Genomic DNA, 23734 nt, shown 5'->3' with positions numbered 1-23734 from the left:
GAAGAACACCATGAGTCAACACGACGCCAGCCTGCATGACCTGATTCTTCAATTGATCCCGAAGGATGGCAGCAGCATCGGCAATATCAAGCTTCAGCAGCAGTTGACCGAGGCGGCCGCGTTCAGCTTCAGCGAAGAGGACTACTGGCTCGTTCGCGATGCTCTGATTGGCGATGGTGTGCTGGGCAAAGGCCAAGGGCGTGGGGGGGCGGTATTTCTGGTGCAACCGTCAACTAGCAAACCGTCATCTCTGGCAGACCAGGTACTGGCTAAACACCGCCCACAGACTGAAGACAACCAGACGACTTCGGACTCAGGTCTAGGCGCAGATCCTTATTCCACCTATCAGTACGACACCAAGGCCACTAGCCGCCCGGATGTAGGCGTGCAAGAACAGTTCAATGCCAGAAAGCCGCCCAAGCAGTACCGCTACGACTCCAGCCTGGCACCCGAACTGTGCTGGGATGAAAACGCCCAGCGTGACTTTGCCGAATGGTTGCTCAACTTGGTGGCAGAAGCCGTAGAAAAAGGCGAAGCCAGCGTCTTCACCGAAGAGCAGGTATGGAAAGGTAATGGTGAACGCCTTAACAGCCTGAGCCAGTGCGTTGCGCGCCTCAAAAGCCTGACTCAACCCTTCCTGAACTGGGCAGGTAAAGCAGAACGTCAGCAAATTAGCGTAGCCACCGTGCCGCTCTTCGTACACGAACGGCATTCGACACAGAACATCCTCAAGACGCTCGAATCCCACAGGGCCGCTGGCACCATGCTGGATTTATTTGGCGACAACGCAGACAAGGACATCGCCGACCAACTCGACGCCTACACCCATAAGGAGCAGTGGGCGAATCGCTTGATCCTTGGGGACTCCCTGCAAGTGATGAACTCCTTGCTGGAGTACGAAGGAATGGGGGGGCAGTTGCAGATGGTATTTATTGACCCTCCTTACGGTGTGAAATTCGGGTCAAATTTTCAGCCCTTTGTACGTGATAAAAAAGTCAAAGATAATCACGGAAAAGATGAATACATGATTCGCGAGCCTGAAATGGTAAAAGCATATCGCGACACTTGGCAACTAGGACTACATTCTTATCTAACTTATTTAAAAGACCGCGCAGTTCTGGCAAAAGAGTTGTTATCTGACAATGGTAGTATTTTCATTCAAATATCAGATGATAATGTTCATCACGTCAGAGAGGTTTTAGACGAAGTATTTGGCGATAAAAACTTCATCTCTCAAATAGTGTTCCAAACAACTTCCGGCTTTGCATCAAATACTTTACCCACCCTTGGCGACTTTATTCTATGGTATGCTAAAGACAAATCCCTCGTAAAGTGCAACAAGCTTTATGATCGACAACATGCTGTTGTCGGCGAAGGGAACTCGAAGTGGGTTATTTTTGATGATGGAACTTACCGAGGAACTACTGCTGAAGAAAAGAGAGGAGAAGTTAATATTCCAAAAGGAGCTCGCTTATACAGCCCAGATAATATTCAATCGCAAGGCGCATCCAAAGATCCACAGCCGTTCGAATTCCAAGGTAAGATTTATAATCCAGGGGCAAACTCCCATTGGAAACCTAATTACCCGATTGGTTTAGAACGGTTAGCAGAAGCAGGGCGGATTCACGTTGCCAAAAATAGCATTAGATATCGTCGATTTGCTGATGATTTTCCATATCAGCAAATAGGTAATTTCTGGATAGATACGCTAACCGGAAGTTTTACTGATGAGAAACTATATGTTGTTCAAACCGGTGTTAAGGTTATTGAACGATGCATGCTTATGGCTACTGACCCTGGAGATTTGATTTTTGATCCTACATGCGGATCTGGCACAAGTGCCTATGTTGCAGAGTCTCTCGGTCGCCGCTGGATTACGTGTGATACCTCGCGCGTACCCCTGGCATTGGCGCGCCAACGTCTGCTTACAGCTACCTTCCGTTGGTATGAGCTAAAGAACCCTACACGTGGCCCTGCCGGTGGATTCACTTATAAGCGTAAACAAAACCGCAGAGGTGAAGAGGTTGGGGGCTTGGTTCCACGTATCACATTGAAGTCTATTGCCAATAGCGAAGAGCCTGAAACCGTCACCTTGGTAGATCATCCAGAAATCAATACCGGCATCACACGTGTCTGCGGCCCCTTCACAGTGGAAGCCACCATCCAGGCCGCTCACTCGCTAGAAGTGGAAGGCTCCACCCAAGCAGCAGAACAAGCCGCTGGCTACAACGCCCGCAGCTACCTGGATCGCATGATCGATATTCTGCGACGTAGCCATAACCTGCGTCTGCCGGGCAATCGCAGCCTGAAGTTGGAGCAGGTTCGTGTGCTGGATAATGACTTCCTGCATGCCGAAGCGGTGGACGAGCAGGAACAGCGTATTGCTATCGTTTTTGGCCCTGAGGATGGTGCGATCAGCTCAGATCAGGTGTTTGAAGCAGCCAGTGAAGCTTACTTCCTCAAATACAGTCAGCTGTTCTTCTTCGGTTTTGCCATCCAGGCCAAGGCCCGTGAACTGGTGGATAACCGGAAACGCTTGCGTTTGCCCTGTACCTACATCAGCGTGACGCCCGATGTAGCCATGGATGACCTACTCAAGACAAGTCACACCGACCAGTTGTTCTCGATCACTGGGTTGCCGGATGCCCGCATTGTGCCTGCGGGTCTGCGTGATGACGGTCGGGCTCTATATCAGGTCGAACTGCTGGGGCTGGACACCTTCCACCCTGATACCATGGCTACTGAATCGGTTGAGCCGGAAAACCTGCCCTGCTGGATGCTAGATACCAATTACAACGGTATGGCCTTCTGCGCCAACCAAGTGTTTTTCCCGCGCACTAGCGCCTGGGACAACCTGCAAAAGGCGCTCAAAGGCCGGTTCAACGACAGCGTATGGGAGCACCTGGCCGGTACTATAAGTGAACCGTTTGTCGCAGACAGCAAGGGCCAGATCGCCATCAAAGTGATCGATGAACGCGGTAACGAGTTGATGCGTGTGCTAAACATGGCGGAGACGAAGTAATGACCGGACGTACTGCCGTACCAGTTAGCGAAGTACCGGAACCCATTATCAACTCGCCTTACGTGGAGCCAACTTACCACTGGCAAGTGGCCTTCGGTAAGGCGCCGATCAAAGCGGAAGGCCGCCGCGCCGCTTACTACTTCTACCGGGTACCAGAAGGGGCCGGTACAGGCCGTAAGAACAAGCGACAGGCAGAACTGCTGGGTGAAACTGACATTGGCTCCCAGGAAGAGCTGGGGCAGGTCAACCTGATTCGCCAGCGTCTTAATGAGTGGCGAGCTGGCAAGTTGACTGGCACCCCTTATGACGGCGCCTCTCGGGTCACCAAAGAGCTGATTGAGCTCTGGCGCGCCGAGGATCGTGGACAACGCCTATTCTTCGCCCAGGTTGAAGCTGCGGAGACCATCATTTTTCTGGTAGAAGCCGCAGACGTCTACAAGAAAGGACTCGTCGGTATCCCAAGGGACGAACCTGGCCCTGAAGGCAAAGCCAAAGGGTTGCGCGCTTTTACGCGTTACGCGAGCAAGATGGCAACCGGCTCGGGTAAAACCACCGTCATGGGGATGCTGGCTGCCTGGTCGATTCTTAACCGAGTTGCTGCGCCGACGGATGATCGTTTCTCCGATACGGTGCTGATCGTTTGCCCCAACGTCACCATCCGCGAGCGCCTCAAAGAACTCGACCCGCTGCTGGGCGACTTATCGCTTTACCGTACCCGCCAACTTGTGCCCGTACAACGCATGGAAGAACTGCGCCGGGGCGAAGTGATGATTGCCAACTGGCACAAACTCGCCAAGCTGGAGAGCAACACCGTAAATGGTGATTCGGCCAAAGTGGTTAAGACTGGCGAAGCTGTTGAGGTCACCAAGCAGTCGGGTAAGGACAAAGGCAAAGTCGAAGTAAAATACTTTGAGTCCGATGCTGCCTGGTTCAAGCGTATGCGCCAGGAGCTAGGTACAGGACGAGGCCGCAGCCAGCATTGGCTGGTATTCAACGACGAGGCTCACCATGCCTATCGTCGTGGTGACAACATCGATGAAGAGGACGAAACCTCTCTCGAAGACGACAAAGACACAGCCAAGAAGAATGCCAAGGAAGCCACCATTTGGATCGAAGGCCTCGACCGCATCAACAAACTGGCTAACGGTCGCAAGAACGGCATCAATCTCTGCCTAGACCTTTCCGCCACACCGTTTTACATCCAGGGTTCGGGAAATGAGGTCGGCAAACCATTCCCCTGGATCGTCTCCGATTTCGGTTTGCTTGACGCTATCGAGTCCGGCCTGGTGAAGATCCCAGAGCTACCAACTGCTGACGTAGGCGGCACCGAGGAAGCTGCCTACTTCAACGTATGGCGCTGGGTGGAAGCCAAAGCTGAAGAGGATGGCCATGGCAAGAAACTCACACCACAGTTGGTGATGAACTACGCCAGTACGCCCATTACCCTGCTCGCAACCGATTGGTATAAGAAGTACCAGGAATGGGAGTTGCTGCATAAAGAGAAACAGCGCTATCCCATTCCTCCCGTGTTCATCGTCGTGTGCCGCGATACCAAAGTTGCCAAGGAAGTCCATGGTTGGCTCGCCAACAACGATGGCGGCTATGGTGAAGCCCCCGAGTGGTTCCGCAATTTCCCTCGCAAAGAACTCACTGTTCGGGTTGACTCCAAGATCGCTGAGGAAATGGAGGCAGGCAGCGGTAGCGATGAGGTGAGGCGTATGCGCTTTATCCTCAACACAATCGGCAAAGCCAAATGGCCGGGCGATAAAGTACCTGAGGAGTGGTCAGAACTGGTGCGCAAGCACAATGACAAGCTCAACAGCGACGACGATGAGGAAGATAGCGAAGGCCTGCAATGGATCGACGAGCGCATACCGCCGGGCCGGGATATCCGCTGTATCGTCTCCGTAGCCATGCTAGCCGAGGGTTGGGATGCCAACACGGTTACCCATATCGTCGGGCTACGTCCGTTTGGTTCGCAGCTCCTATGCGAGCAAGTAGTAGGGCGTGCACTGCGTCGTGCTAGCTATGTAGTTAATGACGATACAGGGCTCTTCACTGAAGAGACGGCCAAGGTCTTTGGCGTGCCATTCGAGTTGGTTCCATTCAAAACCCGCTCGGTTAATCCGACAGTTTCAGAGCGCGAGCAGCATCATATTTTCTCGATGCCGGAGCGTGAGCAGTATCGCATCGACTTCCCCATCGTCATGGGCTACCAAGAGGTGAATCAGTTCGATGTCGTGGTTGATTGGTCTCAAGTAGCCCAAGTCACTATCAACCCTATGACACTGCCGACAACCGTTCAGGTTGGGCAGATGGTAGCGCCTGATGGCAGCCTTACCGCTTTTGGCGCAGGGAAGAAATCCTCAGTGACATTGGCTGAATGGCGAGATCTTTTCCGTGATCAGCAGGTAGCCTTCATCTTGGCCAAAGAAATCTGCAAACAGTGGCGCACTGAGCGTGGTGACAGCATGCCGATAGCAACGCTGTTTCCAAAGGTACTGAATGCGTGTTCGCGGTTCTTACGAGAGAAACTCGTTCTTAAGGGTGACTCTCATGCCTGCGACGTACTGGCCAGCGGTAACTACACCCAGTCAGTGATCGGTAGCCTATACAACGCCTTGCAAAGCGGTACAGAGGAAAGGCACGGGTTCTTGCCGATAATTCCTCAGGGTTCTGCCGGGCTTGCAAGCACGCTATATGTGGACTTTCATACAACTAAGCCTGTGCGCGCTGTTACCAAGTGCCATCTAAATTTGATGGTGGCCGATACCGCTAAGTGGGAACAGAGTGCAGGCTTTCTGCTCGACATTCACCCCGGAGTCTTGAAGTGGGTGAAAAATGATCGTTTAGGCTTTGCCATCAGTTATCGTAAGCAAAACATCAAGCACAGCTATGTGCCTGACTTCATTGCTGAGCTTGATATCGAGCTGAAGGTCATTATTGAGATCAAGGGTCAGTACAACGATGACGCGGATCTCAAGGCCAAGGCAGCTCAGCGCTGGGTTGATGCAGTGAACCGCAGCGGTGAGCACGGACTATGGCATTACATGGTCGTGCAGGATCCAAGCAAGCTGGGTGTGGAACTCAACCAGCTCAGTCTGGAAAAGCTTCAAGGAAACGCGGCTTGACCTGTTACAGCCAGTGAGAGGGAAGCTCTAGCGAGTAGTTCTTGGCCACTATATTTAAAGTGGCCAGGATTTCCTGATGGCGCTTAGCGTCTTCAGCCTGCCAAGAAGCTTTTCGATCCAGCAGCCCCTTCAACTCGACCAAGTTGTACATCCCCAGACGGTGAAAATTCCCCCAGCTGGGAGTTCCAAACAGGTTGTAGATCACGACTGTGGCATCTCGCTCACTGGCCAGGCGCTTCTCGCCAACCAGCTTTTCAGAAGCCTCCTTGGCATCATCATGATCGTCGTAGGTATTCAGCAGTTTCACAGTGCGACTCTCATAAAATTCATTCGCCATTTTACAGGATAGTTTTACTAGACAGCACAAGGAGTAAGTTACGGGAATCCGACCCAGCAGGATGAAATCAGCAGGAGTCGTCGAGGTAGTACAAGACCAAGCATCGCCTACAGAGACCAGAGACATTTTTGGCTGATTGGCCAACTGATCAGAAGCTGAGACGATCATCTAAAACGAGAAAGCCCCTGCTGATTTACATCAGCAGGGGCTTTCTATTTCAGGTTATCGCTCGATAACTTTGACCGAATCCTTTAACTCTGGCCGAAAAGGCAAATAACTTTGCCTACCTACACCTGATCAGAAGTCCAGGTTGGACACCGCCAAGGCGTTGGTTTCGATGAAGTCACGACGTGGCTCAACCGCATCACCCATCAGGGTGTTGAAGATCTGGTCGGCACCGATGGCATCTTCGATCGTCACTTTCAGCATACGACGCACGCTTGGGTCCATGGTGGTTTCCCAAAGCTGGTCCGGGTTCATCTCACCGAGACCTTTGTAGCGCTGGATGGTGTGACGCTTGGTGCTTTCAGCCATCAACCAGTCCAAAGCTTCCTTGAACTCGGTGACGGCTTTCTTGCGCTCGCCGCGTTGAATATAAGCGCCTTCGTCCAGCAAGGTGCTCAATTGAGCGCCAAGGGTGACGACCGTCTTGTAGTCATTGCTGCCGAAAAAGTCGCGGTTGAAGGTGATGTAGTTCGACAGGCCGTGGGAGATCAGTTCGACCTCTGGCAGCCAGACGTTACGCTCACGGTCTTCACGCAGGCTGGCTTTGTAGATCAGGCCGGATTTCTCCACAGTGCGCAGACGGACTTCGTACTGGGCCAGCCAATCCTGCATTGCTGCGTGATCGGACAGTTGATCCATGCTTACCGCTGGCAGGTAGATGAAGTGCTCGGTCAGTTCCTGTGGATACAGGCGCGACAAACGCTTGAGAGTCTTCATCACCATGCGGAAGTCATTCACCAGACGCTCAAGCGCTTCACCGGAAATACCCGGAGCTTCTTCGTTCAGGTGCAGGCTCGCGTCTTCAAGCGCCGACTGCGTCATGTACTCTTCCATGGCGTCGTCGTCTTTGATGTATTGCTCTTGCTTGCCTTTCTTCACTTTGTACAACGGTGGCTGAGCGATATAGATGTAGCCACGCTCGATCAGCTCAGGCAACTGACGGAAGAAGAAGGTCAGCAGCAATGTGCGGATGTGCGAACCGTCGACGTCAGCATCGGTCATGATGATGATGTTGTGGTAACGCAACTTTTCGATATTGTACTCGTCGCGACCGATGCCGCAGCCCAGCGCAGTGATCAAAGTGCCAACCTCTTGCGAGGAAATCATCTTGTCGAAGCGGGCTTTTTCAACGTTAAGGATTTTACCTTTCAGAGGCAGAATCGCTTGAGTCTTGCGGTTACGTCCCTGCTTGGCGGAACCGCCAGCAGAGTCACCTTCCACCAGGTACAGCTCGGAAAGGGCAGGGTCTTTCTCCTGACAGTCAGCCAGTTTGCCCGGCAGGCCGGCGATATCCAGCGCACCTTTACGACGGGTCATCTCACGGGCTTTACGCGCCGCTTCACGAGCACGTGCGGCGTCGATCATCTTGCCGACAACCAGCTTGGCTTCGTTAGGGTTTTCCAACAGGAAGTCGGAGAAGTACTTGCCCATTTCCTGTTCGACAGCGGTCTTCACTTCGGAAGAAACCAGCTTGTCTTTGGTCTGGGAGCTGAACTTCGGATCTGGCACCTTGACCGAAATAATCGCCGTCAAACCTTCACGGGCATCGTCACCGGTGGTCGCGACTTTATGTTTCTTCGCCAGACCTTCCGCTTCGATGTAGGTATTCAGGTTACGGGTCAGCGCCGAACGGAACCCCACCAGGTGAGTACCGCCATCGCGTTGCGGGATGTTGTTGGTGAAGCACAACAGGTTCTCGTTGAAGCTGTCGTTCCACTGCAGGGCAATTTCTACACCGATGCCATCTTCACGCTGGACGTTGAAGTGGAACACCTGATTGACCGCAGTCCGGTTGGTATTCAGGTATTCAACGAACGCACGCAGACCGCCTTCGTACTTGAACAGTTCTTCCTTGCCGCTGCGTTCATCCTTGAGGACGATACCGACACCGGAGTTCAGGAAAGACAGTTCACGAATCCGCTTGGCCAGGATGTCCCAGCTGAAGTGGATGTTCTTGAAGGTCAGATCAGAGGGTTTGAAGTGAATCTGGGTACCGGTGGATTCGGTCTCACCGACGATTTTCATCGGCTCTTGAGGAACACCGTGAACGTAGGTTTGTTCCCAGATCTTGCCGCTGCGACGAACCGTCAGCACCAGCAACTCGGAAAGAGCGTTCACTACCGAGACACCTACACCGTGCAAACCGCCGGAGACTTTGTAGGAGTTGTCATCGAACTTACCGCCGGCGTGCAGTACGGTCATGATGACCTCGGCTGCCGAAACGCCTTCTTCTTTATGCACGTCTACCGGAATGCCGCGACCGTTGTCGCGTACGGTGATGGACTCGTCCGGGTGGATAATAATGCTGATGTCGTCGCAATGGCCGGCCAAAGCTTCGTCGATCGAGTTATCGACCACCTCGAACACCATGTGGTGCAGACCGCTGCCATCGTCGGTGTCACCAATGTACATACCGGGACGTTTGCGTACGGCATCCAGGCCTTTCAGCACTTTGATGCTGGTTGAGTCGTACGTATTTTCTTCGCTCATGCCTTCACTCCCGATGGTCGTGGGTCTGGGTGATACGGCCCTGTTCCACGTGGAACAGAGCGACTGGCGTTTCCGTCTGCCAGCCTTCCCTCAATAATTCGTGGTCTACACAGGTGATAAACACCTGGCAGCGTAAGTCTTCCAACAAGCGGCAAAGTGCGCGGCGGTGCTGCTCGTCCAGTTCGGACGGCAAGTCATCCACTAGATAAATACACTGGCCACGCCGGGCTTGGCTGACCAAATGCCCTTGGGCAATCCGCAACGCACAGACCACCAACTTCTGCTGACCACGGGACAAGATATCCGCGGCGTTATGTGCGCCCAATCTAAGACGCAAATCAGCACGTTGTGGTCCGGCCTGGGTATGTCCCATTTGCTGATCCCGATGAAGGGATGTGGCGAGCACTGCACTCAGCTCTCGCTCCTTATCCCAGCCTCGGTAATAGCTAAGCGTTAAGCCCTCGAGCTCAACCAGTTCGCTTAAGGTCTGTTCAAAGACTGGTTTCAAGGCTTTGATATAAGCGCGGCGGTATTCATCAATTTCAGCGCTGGCCTGGCACAGTTCCCTGTCCCAAACCGCTTGCGAAACGGCGTCAAGTGTACCATGCCGCAGCCATGAGTTTCGCTGCCGAAGGGCCTTCTGCAGCCGCTGCCAAGTGGACATGAAACGTGGTTCCACGTGGAACACACCCCAGTCCAGAAACTGTCGGCGGATTTTTGGAGCGCCTTCCAACAATCGGAAGCTGTCCGGATTGATCAATTGCAATGGCAGTATTTCAGCCAGCTGCGCCGCACTGCGAGCGTTCTGCCCGTCGATGCGGATTTGAAACTCCCCTTGGCGATCACGGGAAATCCCCAAGGCGCTGTGCCCACCCTCAGCCAATTCAACCTGACCAAACACGGTGCACGCCAATTGCTCATATTGAATAACCGGCAACAGACGGGCACTGCGGAACGAACGAGCGAGCCCTAGCAGATGGATGGCTTCCAGAACGCTGGTTTTGCCGCTGCCGTTGGCGCCGTAAAGAATGTTGATGCGAGGGGAAGGGGAGAAGGTCACCGGGTGCAAATTGCGCACCGCGGTGACCGAGACGCGACTGAGGGACATCTAGCTTCTGCTGAACATGATTACAGGCGCATCGGCATAACAACGTAAGCCGAGTCGTCGTTATCAGACTCTTGTACCAACGCACTGCTGTTGGAGTCGGACAGAATCAAACGTACTTGTTCAGTAGTCATCACGCCCAACACATCTAGCAGGTAGCTCACGTTGAAGCCGATTTCCAGCGAGCCGCCGTTGTACTCCACACCGACTTCTTCTTCGGCTTCTTCCTGCTCAGGGTTGTTCGCCTGGATCTTCAACTGGCCGTTGGCCAATTGCAGACGAATACCACGGTACTTCTCGTTGGAGAGAATCGCAGTACGGCTGAACGCTTCACGCAACGCCTGACGATCGCCCAGAACGAGTTTGTCACCGCCTTTAGGCAGAACGCGCTCGTAGTCCGGGAACTTGCCGTCGACCAGTTTGGAAGTGAAGGTGAATTCACCAGTGGTCGCACGGATGTGATGCTGACCCAGTACGATGCTTACCTGCCCCTCAGGCTCTGTCAGCAAGCGAGCCAGCTCCAGAATACCTTTGCGCGGCACAATCACCTGGTGGCGATCGGTCTGGCCAATATCGGCTTGCATCGAGCACATGGCCAGACGGTGACCGTCGGTAGCCACTGCGCGGATGATGCCGGCGGACACTTCGAGCAACATACCGTTGAGGTAGTAGCGAACGTCCTGCTGAGCCATGGCGAAGCTGGTGCGTTCGATCAAACGACGCAGTTTGCTTTGCGCAAGTGTGCAGGTCAGCGAACCCGGGCCTTCTTCGACAGTCGGGAAATCATTGGCTGGCAACGTGGACAAGGTGAAGCGGCTACGGCCGGCTTTCACCACAAGCTTCTGCTCGTCGACCTTGATATCGATCAAGGCGTCGTTTGGCAGGCTCTTGCAGATATCCATCAGCTTGCGTGCAGGAACGGTAATTTCTCCTGACTCGGCAGGCTCTTCGAGTTGCACGCGACCGACCAGCTCGACTTCCAGGTCAGTACCGGTCAGCGACAGTTGCTGGCCTTCGACAACCAACAGCACGTTGGAAAGCACCGGCAAGGTCTGTCGGCGCTCAACGACGCCTGCGACCAGTTGCAGGGGTTTCAACAGGGCTTCGCGTTGAATGGTGAAATGCATGGTCTAGTCCCTTGCCTTAATAAGCTGCGCTGGTCTTCATCAAGTGGTCAGTGTACGCAGCAGGTTCTTGTAGTCCTCGCGGATGTCCGCGTCGGATTCCTTGAGCTCGTTGATCTTGCGGCATGCGTGCAAGACCGTGGTGTGATCTCGGCCACCGAACACATCGCCGATTTCCGGCAGACTGTGGTTGGTCAGCTCTTTTGACAATGCCATCGCTACCTGGCGTGGACGTGCGACCGAGCGCGAACGACGCTTGGACAGCAGATCGGAAATCTTGATCTTGTAGTACTCGGCGACAGTGCGCTGAATATTATCCACAGATACAAGCTTATCTTGCAGTGCCAGCAGGTCTTTCAGGGATTCACGAATCAACTCGATGGTGATGTCGCGGCCCATGAAGTGCGAGTGGGCGATAACACGTTTAAGTGCACCCTCCAGCTCACGTACGTTGGAGCGAATACGCTGGGCAATAAAGAACGCAGCGTCATGGGGCAGATCGACTTTGGCCTGATCGGCTTTCTTCATCAGAATCGCAACGCGGGTTTCCAGTTCCGGCGGCTCCACGGCAACCGTCAACCCCCAACCGAAGCGCGACTTCAAACGCTCTTCAAGCCCTTCAATCTCTTTAGGGTAACGGTCACTGGTAAGAATGACCTGCTGGCCACCTTCAAGCAGTGCGTTGAACGTGTGGAAGAACTCTTCCTGGGAACGTTCCTTGCGGGCGAAGAACTGGATGTCATCGATCAGCAGCGCATCGACCGAACGGTAGAAGCGCTTGAACTCATTGATTGCGTTGAGCTGCAACGCTTTGACCATGTCCGCGACGAAGCGCTCGGAATGCAGGTACACAACCTTGGCATTCGGGTTCTTCTTTAATAGATGGTTACCCACAGCATGCATCAAGTGGGTTTTACCCAGACCAACCCCACCATAAAGGAAGAGCGGGTTATACCCATGCTTGGGATTGTCCGCGACCTGCCAGGCAGCAGCCCGGGCCAATTGGTTGGACTTACCTTCGACGAAATTCTCGAAGGTGAAGGTGCGGTTCAGGTAACTGGTGTGCTTTAGCGCGCCTTCAACCTGCACGGTGCGCTGCTCGGAGCGTACCGGGGCTTGTTGCGAGCTGGCGCCGGCCATTGGGTCGAAGCTGTCGCGAGAAGGCTCTTCACTGACCTGGGCAACCTTTTGCGTAGAGCGTTTGGCTGGCGCAGTCGGCACCGGGGTATTGACCACAGGTGTCGCCGCAGCCTGGGCTTGAGACGCCGCCGCAGCCAAAGGTGCATTAGGCGCAGCACGAGGTGCCGAGCTGCGTTTGCTACCTATTAATAAGGAAAGCGCAGGCGCCAGGCCATTGCCATGCTCATCAAGTAGCTCGAGCACGCGGCCCAGGTACTTTTCGTTGACCCAATCGAGAACAAAACGATTCGGTGCGTAGACACGCAACTCGTCGCCCTCGGCTTCGACCTGTAGTGGACGGATCCAGGTGTTGAATTGCTGGGCAGGCAGCTCATCGCGCAGAAGCTCCACGCACTGCTGCCAAAGTTCCACTGACACGGATATCCCCTAAGTTGAAAGCCGGTGAGGCAAAAACAGCCGCCATTGTAGCGACCAGACGCACACTTATCCACATGTAGGTTGCTGACAGGTCATGAAGAATCAACGCCTTATCCATAAAAAACACGACCAATGGTATGTGTATAAGCTCTGTGGATAAGCCCGCCTGAGCTCGTTGTACAAGTGGGGGGCAAACCCGGTGGATAACCTGCCTGTGGATAACATGGCATTCCACACACAGCTTATCCGATAGCGCAGCACAGGCAGAACACCGTTTCTCACCATGGTTGTCATTCTCTGTACATCAAGTGATGTAAGGCTTGAAGGTACTTATCCACAGATGCCGGCGGCCCTAGCTTTTATAAGCTTTACAGAAAAGCTTTAAATAATTCCCTTCTTTATTTCTATATCTGGTCACCCTCTGTCAGACGGCAAAAACCCACAGACATCTAATTTAAGGAAAAGCTGGTTGGAAATTGACCTAGAGGCTTGCTTTCTCTAGAATCGCCGGTCTCTTAAAACGGGGGCCATTCCGGCCCGTTGTGGACGAACCAGGTAACACGACATGAAACGTACTTTCCAACCAAGCACCATCAAACGCGCCCGTACTCACGGCTTCCGTGCTCGCATGGCTACCAAAAACGGCCGTGCAGTCCTGTCGCGTCGCCGCGCCAAAGGTCGTGCGCGTCTGGCAGTTTGATAATCCGGTACTGGTGGTGAGTCAGGACTTCAGTCGGGAAAAGCGTCTGCTTACACCCCGGCATTTCAAGGCAGTCTTTGACTCCCCCACCGGCAAGGTTCCGGGGAAAAATCTCCTGCTCCTTGCGCGTAACAACGATCTGGATCACCCCCGTCTGGGGTTAGTGATCGGCAAGAAGAGCGTAAAGCTCTCCGTTGAGCGCAATCGCCTCAAACGTCTGATGCGCGAATCGTTTCGCCTCCACCAGGATTCTCTGGTCGGTTGGGACATCGTTATCGTCGCGCGCAAAGGTTTGGGTGACGTAGAAAACCCCGAATTGATTCAGCATTTCGGCAAACTCTGGAAACGTCTGGCACGCAGCAAGCCGGTACCAGCAGTCAAAACCGAAACTGTAGGGGTAGACAGTCCCGATGCGTAAACTGGCACTCGTTCCGATCCAGTTTTACCGCTATGCCATTAGTCCTCTGATGGCCAGTCACTGTCGTTTCTACCCCAGTTGTTCCTGCTACGCGTACGAAGCCATAGAAAATCATGGCCTTCTGCGCGGTGGCTGGCTGGCCTTTCGTCGTTTAGGTCGCTGTCATCCGTGGAATCCCGGTGGTTATGACCCGGTTCCATCTATCCCTACCTCCCGTTCTTCTTCGATGGCCGAGTAATCATGGATATTAAACGCACGATCCTGATCGTCGCCCTGGCAATCGTGTCCTACGTTATGGTTCTTAAATGGAACCAGGACTATGGTCAGGCTGCCCTGCCGACTCAGAATGTTGCCGCCAGTACTACCGCACCGGGCCTGCCGGAAACGGCGACTGGCAATAACGCCTCCGTTAGTGACGACATTCCACGCGCGGCAAGCGATACCAGTGCACCAGCCGAAGCTCCAGTGGCTGCAAGCAAAGACCTCATCCAGATCAAAACGGATGTGCTCGACCTGGCTATCGATCCACAAGGTGGTGATATCGCCCAGCTGAAGCTGCCGCTGTATCCACGTCGTCAGGATCACCCGGAAATTCCATTCCAGCTGTTCGATAACGGCGGTGAACGGACCTATCTGGCGCAAAGCGGTCTGATCGGGACCAACGGTCCGGATGCCAGTTCATCGGGTCGCCCGGTATTCTCGTCCGAGAAGAAGACTTATCAACTGGCTGACGGTCAGGACCAACTGATCGTCGACCTGAAATACAGCGCCGGCGGCGTCAATTACATCAAGCGCTTCACCTTGAAGCGTGGTCTGTACGATGTAGGCGTTTCCTACCTGATCGACAACCAAAGCGCTCAGCCTTGGTCCGGTGCAATGTTCGCGCAATTGAAGCGTGACAACAGCGCCGATCCTTCTTCCAGCACTGCTACCGGCACCGCTACTTACCTGGGCGCTGCCCTGTGGACAAGTTCCGAGCCGTACAAGAAAGTGTCGATGAAGGACATGGACAAAGGCTCGCTGAAAGAAACCGTTCAAGGTGGTTGGGTTGCCTGGTTGCAGCACTACTTCGTGACTGCGTGGATTCCGGCGAAAGGCGAAAGCAACATCGTCCAGACCCGTAAAGACAGCAAAGGTAACTACATCATTGGTTACACTGGCCCGGCGTTGACCGTTGCGCCAGGCGCCAAGGCTGAAACGACCGCTACGCTTTATGCCGGTCCGAAAAGCCAGGCCGTACTGAAAGAGTTGTCCCCAGGCCTGGAATTGACTGTCGACTACGGCATTCTGTGGTTCATTGCCCAGCCGATCTTCTGGTTGCTGCAACATATCCACGCGCTGGTCGGTAACTGGGGCTGGTCGATCATCTTCCTGACCATGCTGATCAAAGGGCTCTTCTTCCCGCTGTCGGCAGCCAGTTACAAATCCATGGCACGCATGCGTGCAGTAGCGCCGAAATTGGCGGCTCTGAAAGAGCAACATGGTGATGACCGGCAGAAACTGTCGCAGTCGATGATGGAGTTGTACAAGAAAGAGAAGATCAACCCGCTGGGTGGATGCTTGCCGATTCTTGTGCAAATGCCGGTTTTCCTCTCGCTGTACTGGGTTCTCCTGGAAAGCGTGGAAATGCGCCAGGCACCCTTCATGCTGTGGATTACTGACCTGTCGATCAAGGATCCGTTCTTCATTCTGCCGATCATCATGGGCGCCACCATGTTCATCCAGCAGCAGTTGAACCCGACTCCTCCGGATCCGATGCAGGCCAAGGTGATGAAGCTGATGCCTATCATCTTCACCTTCTTCTTCCTGTGGTTCCCGGCTGGTCTGGTGCTGTACTGGGTGGTCAACAACTGCCTGTCGATCACACAACAGTGGTACATCACGCGTAAGATCGAAGCTGCTACCAAAAAAGCCGCTGCGTAACTTACTCTGTTGATAACCACTGAAAACGCCCCCTAGTGGGGCGTTTTGCTATCTGTCACTTTTGTCTGGATATTGGGTTATGAGCGTCCCTCGTGAAACCATCGCTGCCGTCGCTACCGCTCAAGGTCGTGGCGGTGTGGGCATCGTCCGAATCTCCGGACCGCTCGCAAGCATCGCCGCGAAAGCCTTCAGCGGCCGTGAACTGAAACCGCGTTTTGCGCACTACGGCCCGTTCCTCAGCGAGCAGGACGAAGTTCTGGATGAAGGCATTGCCCTATATTTCCCGGGGCCGAATTCATTTACCGGCGAAGACGTGCTCGAGCTCCAGGGCCACGGTGGTCCGATCGTGCTCGATATGCTGCTTCAGCGCTGTCTGCAATTGGGCTGCCGTCTGGCCCGTCCGGGGGAATTCAGCGAACGAGCGTTTCTTAACGACAAACTCGACCTGGCTCAGGCTGAAGCCATCGCCGACCTGATTGAAGCCAGTTCTACACAGGCCGCACGAAATGCTTTGCGTTCGTTGCAAGGCGCGTTTTCGCAGCGTGTGCATAACCTCACGGAACAGCTGATCAGCCTGCGTATCTATGTCGAAGCGGCGATTGATTTCCCGGAGGAGGAAATCGACTTCCTTGCCGATGGCCATGTGTTGAAGATGCTCGATACGGTGCGTGACGAGTTATCAACAGTACTGCGTGAAGCCGGGCAAGGGGCATTGCTGCGTGATGGCATGACCGTAGTGATCGCCGGTCGGCCAAATGCCGGCAAATCCAGCCTGCTCAATGCGCTGGCCGGGCGTGAAGCGGCGATCGTCACGGAAATTGCCGGAACCACTCGGGATATCCTTCGCGAACATATCCACATTGATGGCATGCCGCTGCATGTGGTCGATACTGCAGGGTTACGCGACACCGATGACCAGGTCGAAAAAATTGGCGTCGAGCGAGCTCTAAAGGCTATTGGTGAAGCTGATCGGATCTTGTTGGTGGTCGATGCCACCGCCCCCGAAGCCCTTGATCCGTTTTCGCTGTGGCCTGAGTTCCTGGAGCAGCGACCGGATCCGGCAAAAGTAACCTTGATTCGCAATAAGGCCGACCTGACGGGGGAAGCGATCGCGCTGGAAGTCAGTGAGGATGGCCACGTGACTATCAGCCTGAGCGCCAGGTCTGCCGGCGAAGGCCTGGAGTTGCTTCGCGATCACCTCAAAGCTTGCATGGGCTATGAGCAGACCTCGGAAAGCAGCTTCAGTGCTCGCAGGCGACATCTGGAAGCTTTGCGCCATGCCAGTACCTCACTCGAGCATGGTCGTGCGCAATTGACCCTTGCTGGTGCTGGTGAGCTTCTGGCAGAAGATTTGCGTCAGGCCCAGCAGGCTTTGGGTGAGATTACCGGTGCATTCAGTTCCGATGATCTGCTTGGCCGTATCTTTTCCAGCTTCTGCATCGGCAAATAACCTCACCACTCCCTCTGCAGGAGCCAAGCTTGCTCGCGAAGCGGCCTATCTGACAAACCGCATCGCATCGTTTGCTGGCAAGCCAGGCTCCCACCTCTGCACATTTCTCCAAATTATTTAAACCGCAGGCGGCATCGACCGCTTCGGTGGTTTCGCCGTGGGTGGAATTTGTTCCATTCAGCGCTTTTCTGTGGATTAAGCCCTGTGAATAACCGCCCTTAGGCTCAGTTGATAACAGGGCCAGAAAACTGAGGAAAACCCCGCCTGTGGACAACCATCACTTTTACCCACAGGCTTAAACCGGTTATCCAAGGGCCTCATTGCCACCTAACCACAGACTTATAAATCTCTGTACACATTGAAAATAAAGGCCTGTATAGATCTATCCACAGAATACAGGCTCAGTAGAAATAAACATAAAAACAAAGATTTAATAAATCTCTCTCTTTTAATTTCTATTATCTGTGATTCATCCACAGCTGGTTAAATTTTGTGCAAAGGGTTCTTTAAGAAGGTCGAAGTCCCTATACTTGCCGGTCTATCCGAATAACCCATAGAAGCAGGCACGAGGTGCGTGGTGGATTTCCCTTCCCGTTTTGAAGTGATCGTCATCGGCGGCGGTCATGCCGGTACCGAGGCTGCACTTGCGTCAGCACGCATGGGGGTAAAAACCCTGCTGCTTACGCATAACGTGGAAACCCTCGGAGCAATGAGCTGCAATCCCGCGATTGGCGGGATCGGCAAGAGCCATCTGGTCAAGGAAATCGATGCCCTTGGTGGCGCGATGGCCATGGCTACCGATAAAGGTGGCATTCAGTTTCGTGTGTTGAACAGCCGCAAAGGCCCAGCCGTGCGCGCTACTCGTGCTCAGGCCGACCGCGTTCTGTACAAGGCCGCTGTACGCGAGATTCTCGAGAACCAGCCAAACCTGTGGATATTTCAACAGGCTGCCGATGACCTGATCGTTGAACAGGAACAAGTGCGTGGTGTTGTCACCCAAATGGGCCTGCGTTTCTTCGCAGACTCCGTGGTGTTGACCACTGGCACCTTCCTCGGCGGACTTATCCACATCGGGATGCAGAACTATTCCGGCGGTCGTGCCGGCGATCCACCGTCGATCGCCCTGGCACATCGTCTGCGTGAACTGCCTTTGCGCGTGGGTCGCCTGAAAACCGGTACGCCACCGCGTATCGATGGCCGCTCTGTGGACTTTTCGGTAATGACCGAGCAACCCGGCGATACGCCGATTCCGGTGATGTCGTTCCTGGGGTCCAAAGAACAGCATCCAGCGCAGGTCAGTTGCTGGATTACCCACACCAATGCCCGTACACACGAGATCATCGCCTCGAACCTCGATCGTTCGCCGATGTATTCCGGGGTGATCGAAGGTATCGGTCCGCGTTACTGCCCGTCGATCGAAGACAAGATCCACCGCTTTGCCGACAAGGAAAGCCACCAGGTCTTCATCGAACCGGAAGGATTGACCACTCACGAGCTGTACCCGAACGGGATATCCACATCCTTGCCGTTTGATGTGCAGCTGCAGATCGTGCAATCGATCCGTGGCATGGAAAACGCTCACATTGTTCGCCCGGGCTACGCCATCGAGTACGACTACTTCGATCCGCGAGACCTGAAGTACAGCCTGGAAACCAAAGTCATCGGCGGTCTGTTCTTCGCCGGGCAGATCAACGGCACCACCGGTTACGAAGAAGCCGGTGCCCAGGGTTTGCTGGCCGGCACCAACGCGGCACTGCGTGCCCAGGGCAAAGACAGCTGGTGCCCGCGTCGCGACGAGGCATACATCGGCGTATTGGTCGACGACCTGATTACCCTGGGTACTCAGGAACCGTACCGGATGTTCACCTCCCGCGCCGAATACCGCTTGATCCTGCGCGAAGACAACGCGGACCTGCGTTTGACCGAAAAAGGTCGTGAATTGGGTCTGGTGGATGACGTGCGTTGGGCGGCTTTCTGCAAGAAACGCGAAAGCATCGAGCTGGAAGAACAGCGTCTGAAAAGTACCTGGGTTCGCCCTGGCACCGAACAAGGCGATGCAATCTCTGAAAAATTCGGCACGCCGCTGACTCACGAATACAACTTGCTGAACCTGCTGACCCGTCCGGAAATCGACTACGCTGGTTTGATCTCGGTGACTGGCGCGGGCACGGAAGATCCACAAGTCGCCGAGCAGGTTGAAATCAAGACCAAATACGCCGGCTACATCGATCGCCAGCAAGATGAAATCGCTCGCCTGCGGGCCAGCGAAGACACCAGGTTGCCTGTGGATATCGATTACACGAACATCTCGGGGCTTTCCAAAGAGATTCAAAGCAAGCTCGGCGCGACCCGCCCGGAGACCCTGGGCCAGGCTTCGCGGATTCCGGGCGTTACCCCGGCAGCGATTTCGCTGTTGATGATTCATTTGAAAAAACGCGGCGCGGGCCGTCAGTTGGAGCAAAGCGCTTGAGTTCGTTGGTCACCTCGCAACACGCCGAAGAGTTATCCACAGGCGCTCGCCAGCTGGGTGTCAGCCTGACAGACGCCCAACATGCGCAGCTGCTGGACTACCTGGCCCTGTTGATAAAATGGAACAAGGCTTACAACCTCACGGCAGTACGTGATCCGGACGAAATGGTTTCACGGCATTTGCTCGACAGCCTGAGCGTGATGTCCTTCATCGAAAACGGTCGCTGGCTGGATGTCGGTAGCGGCGGCGGGATGCCTGGCATCCCGTTGGCAATCCTGTTTCCCGAGTCACAAGTGACCTGCCTGGACAGCAATGGCAAGAAAACCCGTTTTCTGACCCAGGTCAAACTCGAACTAAAACTGGATAACCTGCAAGTTATCCACAGTCGCGTCGAAGCCTTCCAGCCCGAACTGCCATTCAACGGGATCATTTCCCGGGCGTTCAGCAGTATGGAGAACTTCAGCAACTGGACTCGCCACTTAGGCGATAGCGACACACGTTGGCTGGCAATGAAGGGCGTTCATCCTGCGGATGAGCTGGTAGCATTGCCGGCAGACTTCCACCTCGATAGCGAACATGCCCTGGCCGTACCTGGTTGCCAAGGCCAACGCCATCTGCTGATACTGCGCCGCACGGCATGATTGGGAACACAAGCAAGAATGGCTAAGGTATTCGCGATAGCGAACCAAAAGGGTGGTGTGGGCAAGACCACCACCTGCATCAACCTCGCAGCATCCCTGGTCGCGACCAAGCGTCGGGTGCTGTTGATCGATCTCGATCCACAGGGCAACGCCACCATGGGTAGCGGTGTGGATAAACACGGCCTGGAAAATTCGGTCTATGACCTGCTGATCGGTGAATGCGATCTGGCCCAGGCCATGCATTTTTCCGAGCATGGCGGTTATCAACTGCTACCGGCCAACCGCGATCTGACTGCGGCAGAAGTCGTTCTGCTGGAAATGCAGATGAAAGAAAGCCGTCTGCGCAGCGCCCTGGCGCCGATCCGTGAGAATTACGATTACATTCTGATCGACTGCCCGCCATCGCTGTCGATGCTCACGCTCAACGCTCTGGTGGCTTCCGATGGCGTGATTATCCCCATGCAGTGCGAGTATTTCGCACTGGAAGGTCTGAGCGACCTTGTGGATAACATCAAGCGTATCGCTGAACTGCTGAACCCGAACCTGAAAATCGAAGGCTTGCTGCGGACCATGTATGACCCGCGCCTGAGCCTGATGAACGACGTTTCAGCCCAGCTCAAGGAACACTTCGGTGAGCAGCTGTACGACACTGTGATTCCGCGCAACATTCGTCTGGCCGAAGCACCGAGTTATGGCATGCCGGCTCTGGCGTACGACAAACAATCCCGTGGCGCGCTGGCCTATCTGGCCCTGGCGGGCGAGATGGTTCGTCGCCAACGCAAAAACTCACGCACTGCCGCTGCTCAGGCAACTTAAGGAATCCCCATGGCCGTCAAGAAACGAGGTCTCGGACGTGGACTGGATGCACTGCTGAGTGGTCCGACTGTCAGCTTGCTGGAAGAGCAGGCGGTGCAGGCAGATCAGCGTGAGCTGCAGCACTTGCCGTTGGACCTGATTCAACGTGGCAAATACCAGCCACGTCGGGACATGGATCCACAAGCGCTGGAAGAACTGGCTCAGTCGATCAAGGCACAGGGTGTGATGCAGCCGATTGTGGTTCGCCCGATCGGTGGCGGTCGCTTTGAAATCATTGCTGGCGAACGCCGCTGGCGTGCCAGTCAACAAGCCGGCCAGGAAACCATCCCGGTGATGGTGCGCGATGTGCCGGATGAGACCGCGATCGCCATGGCGCTGATTGAGAACATCCAGCGCGAAGACCTCAACCCTATCGAGGAAGCGGTCGCCCTGCAGCGCTTGCAGCAGGAATTCCAGCTGACTCAGCAGCAAGTCGCCGAGGCGGTGGGTAAATCCCGCGTGACCGTGGCCAACTTGCTGCGCTTGATCACGTTGCCTGAAGTAATCAAGACGATGCTGTCCCATGGTGACCTGGAAATGGGTCATGCACGTGCATTGCTGGGTTTGCCGGAAAATCAACAGGTTGAAGGGGCGCGACACGTTGTCGCACGTGGCCTGACTGTTCGCCAGACTGAAGCCCTGGTTCGCCAGTGGTTGAGTGGTAAACAGGAGCCTGCCGAACCCACCAAACCTGACCCTGATATTGCCCGTCTCGAGCAGCGTCTGGCTGAGCGCCTGGGCTCTGCGGTGCAGATCCGCCACGGAAAGAAGGGCAAAGGACAGTTGGTCATCGGTTATAACTCACTCGATGAGTTGCAAGGCGTTCTCGCACACATCCGCTGAAACAAATCCATATGTAGCGCGCAGACGGAAATCACTACCTGGCAGTTGAATAGGGGCAGAACCGCCCCTATACTCTGCGCGCATTTTGTCGGCACAAATTATGCCAAGTTATTGAATTTTGGTAGCCGGCCCTTGGGGGGCAATAGTGATGGAAAGCCGCACGCCAAACCGCTTGCCGTTCCATCGCTTGGCGGTATTTCCGGTGTTATTGGCTCAATTTGTCGTTTTGCTGCTCGCCGCTTTGGCGCTCTGGCGATGGCATGGAGTCGTAGCCGGATACTCGGGACTCTGCGGAGGACTGATAGCCTTGCTGCCCAATGTGTATTTCGCTCACAGGGCATTTCGGTTTTCCGGCGCCCGAGCAGCTCAAGCCATCGTCCGGTCTTTTTATGCTGGCGAGGCGGGCAAACTGATTTTGACGGCTGTGCTGTTTGCACTGACGTTTGCAGGTGTGAAGCCATTGGCGCCATTAGCTGTATTTGGCGTCTTCGTGCTGACCCAACTGGTCAGCTGGTTCGCTCCCCTGCTAATGAAAACAAGACTTTCGAGACCTTAGGGCGTTTGAGGCAACCATGGCAGCAGAAACCGCTTCGGGCTATATCCAGCACCACTTGCAGAACCTGACCTTCGGTCATCTACCTAACGGTGGCTGGGGTTTTGCCCACACCGCAGCAGAAGCCAAAGAAATGGGCTTCTGGGCATTCCACGTCGATACCCTCGGCTGGTCTGTTGCGTTGGGTCTGATTTTCGTCCTTCTTTTCCGCATGGCGGCAAAGAAGGCGACTTCCGGTCAACCAGGTGCTTTGCAAAACTTTGTTGAAGTTCTGATCGAGTTCGTCGACGGCAGCGTGAAAGACACCTTTCACGGCCGTAACCCGTTGATCGCGCCATTGGCCCTGACGATTTTTGTCTGGGTATTCCTGATGAACGCTATCGACCTGGTACCGGTCGACTGGATTCCTAAACTGGCCGCAATGATTTCCGGGGACCAACATCTGGTCTTCCGCGCCGTTGCTACCACTGACCCGAACGCGACTCTGGGCATGTCCCTGTCGGTGTTCGCGTTGATCATTTGCTATAGCATCAAGGTCAAGGGCATCGGCGGTTTCATCGGCGAACTGACCCTTCACCCGTTCGGCAGCAAGAACATTTTCGTTCAGGCTCTGCTGATTCCGGTGAACTTCCTGCTTGAATTCGTGACGCTGGTTGCCAAACCGATCTCTCTGGCACTGCGTCTGTTCGGCAACATGTACGCTGGCGAGCTGGTGTTCATCCTGATCGCTGTCATGTTCGGCAGCGGCCTGCTCTGGCTCAGCGGCCTGGGCGTGGTGCTGCAATGGGCGTGGGCTGTATTCCACATCCTGATCATCACCCTGCAAGCGTTTATCTTCATGATGCTCAGCATCGTCTATCTGTCGATGGCGCACGAAGAGAACCATTAAG

At 54.6% G+C, this 23734-nt stretch carries 18 protein-coding genes; 13 read left to right on the top strand and 5 right to left on the bottom strand.

Annotation, left to right across the window (positions count from 1 at the left end):
* The first annotated feature begins 10 nt into the window (after positions 1–10).
* Entirely contained in the window at positions 11–3022 is a 3012-nt protein-coding gene (locus AC07UI_RS02975) for a site-specific DNA-methyltransferase (protein WP_494991055.1), read from the top strand.
* Positions 3022–6153 (top strand): BPTD_3080 family restriction endonuclease, encoded by a 3132-nt coding sequence (locus AC07UI_RS02970; RefSeq protein ID WP_494991054.1) that lies wholly within the window; start codon positions 3022–3024, stop codon positions 6151–6153. The genes AC07UI_RS02975 and AC07UI_RS02970 overlap by 1 nt, the downstream gene beginning before the upstream one ends.
* A gap of 4 nt (positions 6154–6157) precedes the next feature.
* On the opposite strand, the gene AC07UI_RS02965 is transcribed toward AC07UI_RS02970, so the two are convergent.
* The 5 genes from AC07UI_RS02965 to dnaA form a co-directional block, all read right to left on the bottom strand.
* Complete coding sequence (locus tag AC07UI_RS02965; protein ID WP_494991053.1) at positions 6158–6460, bottom strand: hypothetical protein; 303 nt, start codon at positions 6458–6460, stop codon at positions 6158–6160.
* A gap of 327 nt (positions 6461–6787) precedes the next feature.
* Positions 6788–9205, bottom strand: a complete 2418-nt coding sequence (gene gyrB / locus AC07UI_RS02960; RefSeq protein ID WP_494991052.1) for a DNA topoisomerase (ATP-hydrolyzing) subunit B — start codon at positions 9203–9205, stop codon at positions 6788–6790.
* A 4-nt stretch (positions 9206–9209) separates the two neighbouring features.
* Positions 9210–10313: a DNA replication/repair protein RecF gene (recF, locus tag AC07UI_RS02955; RefSeq protein WP_494991051.1), complete on the bottom strand. Its 1104-nt coding sequence runs from the start codon at positions 10311–10313 to the stop codon at positions 9210–9212.
* Between the two features lie 20 nt (positions 10314–10333).
* On the bottom strand, positions 10334–11437 hold the full coding sequence (dnaN, locus tag AC07UI_RS02950; RefSeq protein WP_494991050.1) for a DNA polymerase III subunit beta: 1104 nt from the start codon (positions 11435–11437) through the stop codon (positions 10334–10336).
* A gap of 39 nt (positions 11438–11476) precedes the next feature.
* Positions 11477–12991: a chromosomal replication initiator protein DnaA gene (gene dnaA, locus AC07UI_RS02945; protein WP_494991049.1), complete on the bottom strand. Its 1515-nt coding sequence runs from the start codon at positions 12989–12991 to the stop codon at positions 11477–11479.
* Positions 12992–13556: 565 nt separating this feature from the next.
* On the opposite strand from dnaA, the gene rpmH reads away from it, so the two are divergent.
* The 11 genes from rpmH to atpB all read left to right on the top strand — a co-directional run bounded on the left by rpmH (position 13557) and on the right by atpB (position 23733).
* Positions 13557–13691: a 50S ribosomal protein L34 gene (rpmH, locus tag AC07UI_RS02940; RefSeq protein WP_003213577.1), complete on the top strand. Its 135-nt coding sequence runs from the start codon at positions 13557–13559 to the stop codon at positions 13689–13691.
* Between the two features lie 16 nt (positions 13692–13707).
* Positions 13708–14109, top strand: a complete 402-nt coding sequence (gene rnpA, locus AC07UI_RS02935; RefSeq protein ID WP_208492426.1) for a ribonuclease P protein component — start codon at positions 13708–13710, stop codon at positions 14107–14109.
* On the top strand, positions 14102–14347 hold the full coding sequence (yidD, locus tag AC07UI_RS02930) for a membrane protein insertion efficiency factor YidD (RefSeq protein WP_074872215.1): 246 nt from the start codon (positions 14102–14104) through the stop codon (positions 14345–14347). The genes rnpA and yidD overlap by 8 nt, the downstream gene beginning before the upstream one ends.
* Positions 14348–14349: 2 nt before the next feature.
* Complete coding sequence (gene yidC, locus AC07UI_RS02925) at positions 14350–16032, top strand: membrane protein insertase YidC (protein WP_494991048.1); 1683 nt, start codon at positions 14350–14352, stop codon at positions 16030–16032.
* A 79-nt stretch (positions 16033–16111) separates the two neighbouring features.
* Positions 16112–17482, top strand: coding sequence for a tRNA uridine-5-carboxymethylaminomethyl(34) synthesis GTPase MnmE (gene mnmE / locus AC07UI_RS02920; RefSeq protein WP_494991047.1), 1371 nt, complete (start codon positions 16112–16114; stop codon positions 17480–17482).
* Between the two features lie 577 nt (positions 17483–18059).
* A complete protein-coding gene (gene mnmG, locus AC07UI_RS02915) occupies positions 18060–19952 on the top strand; it encodes a tRNA uridine-5-carboxymethylaminomethyl(34) synthesis enzyme MnmG (protein WP_494991046.1) in 1893 nt (630 codons plus the stop codon).
* Entirely contained in the window at positions 19949–20593 is a 645-nt protein-coding gene (gene rsmG / locus AC07UI_RS02910) for a 16S rRNA (guanine(527)-N(7))-methyltransferase RsmG (RefSeq protein ID WP_494991045.1), read from the top strand. The genes mnmG and rsmG overlap by 4 nt, the downstream gene beginning before the upstream one ends.
* A gap of 18 nt (positions 20594–20611) precedes the next feature.
* Positions 20612–21409: a ParA family protein gene (locus AC07UI_RS02905; protein WP_494991044.1), complete on the top strand. Its 798-nt coding sequence runs from the start codon at positions 20612–20614 to the stop codon at positions 21407–21409.
* 9 nt (positions 21410–21418) lie between these two features.
* Positions 21419–22291, top strand: a complete 873-nt coding sequence (locus AC07UI_RS02900) for a ParB/RepB/Spo0J family partition protein (RefSeq protein WP_494991043.1) — start codon at positions 21419–21421, stop codon at positions 22289–22291.
* Between the two features lie 148 nt (positions 22292–22439).
* A complete protein-coding gene (locus AC07UI_RS02895) occupies positions 22440–22847 on the top strand; it encodes a F0F1 ATP synthase subunit I (protein WP_494991042.1) in 408 nt (135 codons plus the stop codon).
* Between the two features lie 16 nt (positions 22848–22863).
* Positions 22864–23733, top strand: coding sequence for a F0F1 ATP synthase subunit A (gene atpB / locus AC07UI_RS02890; protein ID WP_494991041.1), 870 nt, complete (start codon positions 22864–22866; stop codon positions 23731–23733).
* The last annotated feature ends 1 nt before the right edge of the window (position 23734 follow it).

This window comes from Pseudomonas sp. GW821-FHT04C07, assembly GCF_059420325.1.
Note: the sequence above shows the minus strand (reverse complement) of the source record. Positions and strands in the feature narration are given on the sequence as shown.

Excerpts from the sequence above, each read along its gene's own strand:
- AC07UI_RS02975 (WP_494991055.1), top strand. The coding sequence starts at position 11 with ATGAGTCAACACGACGCCAGCCTGCATGACCTGATTCTTCAATTGATC.
- AC07UI_RS02970 (WP_494991054.1), top strand. The coding sequence starts at position 3,022 with ATGACCGGACGTACTGCCGTACCAGTTAGCGAAGTACCGGAACCCATT.
- gyrB (WP_494991052.1), bottom strand. The coding sequence starts at position 9,205 with ATGAGCGAAGAAAATACGTACGACTCAACCAGCATCAAAGTGCTGAAA.
- recF (WP_494991051.1), bottom strand. The coding sequence starts at position 10,313 with ATGTCCCTCAGTCGCGTCTCGGTCACCGCGGTGCGCAATTTGCACCCG.
- dnaN (WP_494991050.1), bottom strand. The coding sequence starts at position 11,437 with ATGCATTTCACCATTCAACGCGAAGCCCTGTTGAAACCCCTGCAACTG.
- rpmH (WP_003213577.1), top strand. The coding sequence starts at position 13,557 with ATGAAACGTACTTTCCAACCAAGCACCATCAAACGCGCCCGTACTCAC.
- yidD (WP_074872215.1), top strand. The coding sequence starts at position 14,102 with ATGCGTAAACTGGCACTCGTTCCGATCCAGTTTTACCGCTATGCCATT.
- yidC (WP_494991048.1), top strand. The coding sequence starts at position 14,350 with ATGGATATTAAACGCACGATCCTGATCGTCGCCCTGGCAATCGTGTCC.
- mnmE (WP_494991047.1), top strand. The coding sequence starts at position 16,112 with ATGAGCGTCCCTCGTGAAACCATCGCTGCCGTCGCTACCGCTCAAGGT.
- AC07UI_RS02905 (WP_494991044.1), top strand. The coding sequence starts at position 20,612 with ATGGCTAAGGTATTCGCGATAGCGAACCAAAAGGGTGGTGTGGGCAAG.
- AC07UI_RS02900 (WP_494991043.1), top strand. The coding sequence starts at position 21,419 with ATGGCCGTCAAGAAACGAGGTCTCGGACGTGGACTGGATGCACTGCTG.
- AC07UI_RS02895 (WP_494991042.1), top strand. The coding sequence starts at position 22,440 with ATGGAAAGCCGCACGCCAAACCGCTTGCCGTTCCATCGCTTGGCGGTA.
- atpB (WP_494991041.1), top strand. The coding sequence starts at position 22,864 with ATGGCAGCAGAAACCGCTTCGGGCTATATCCAGCACCACTTGCAGAAC.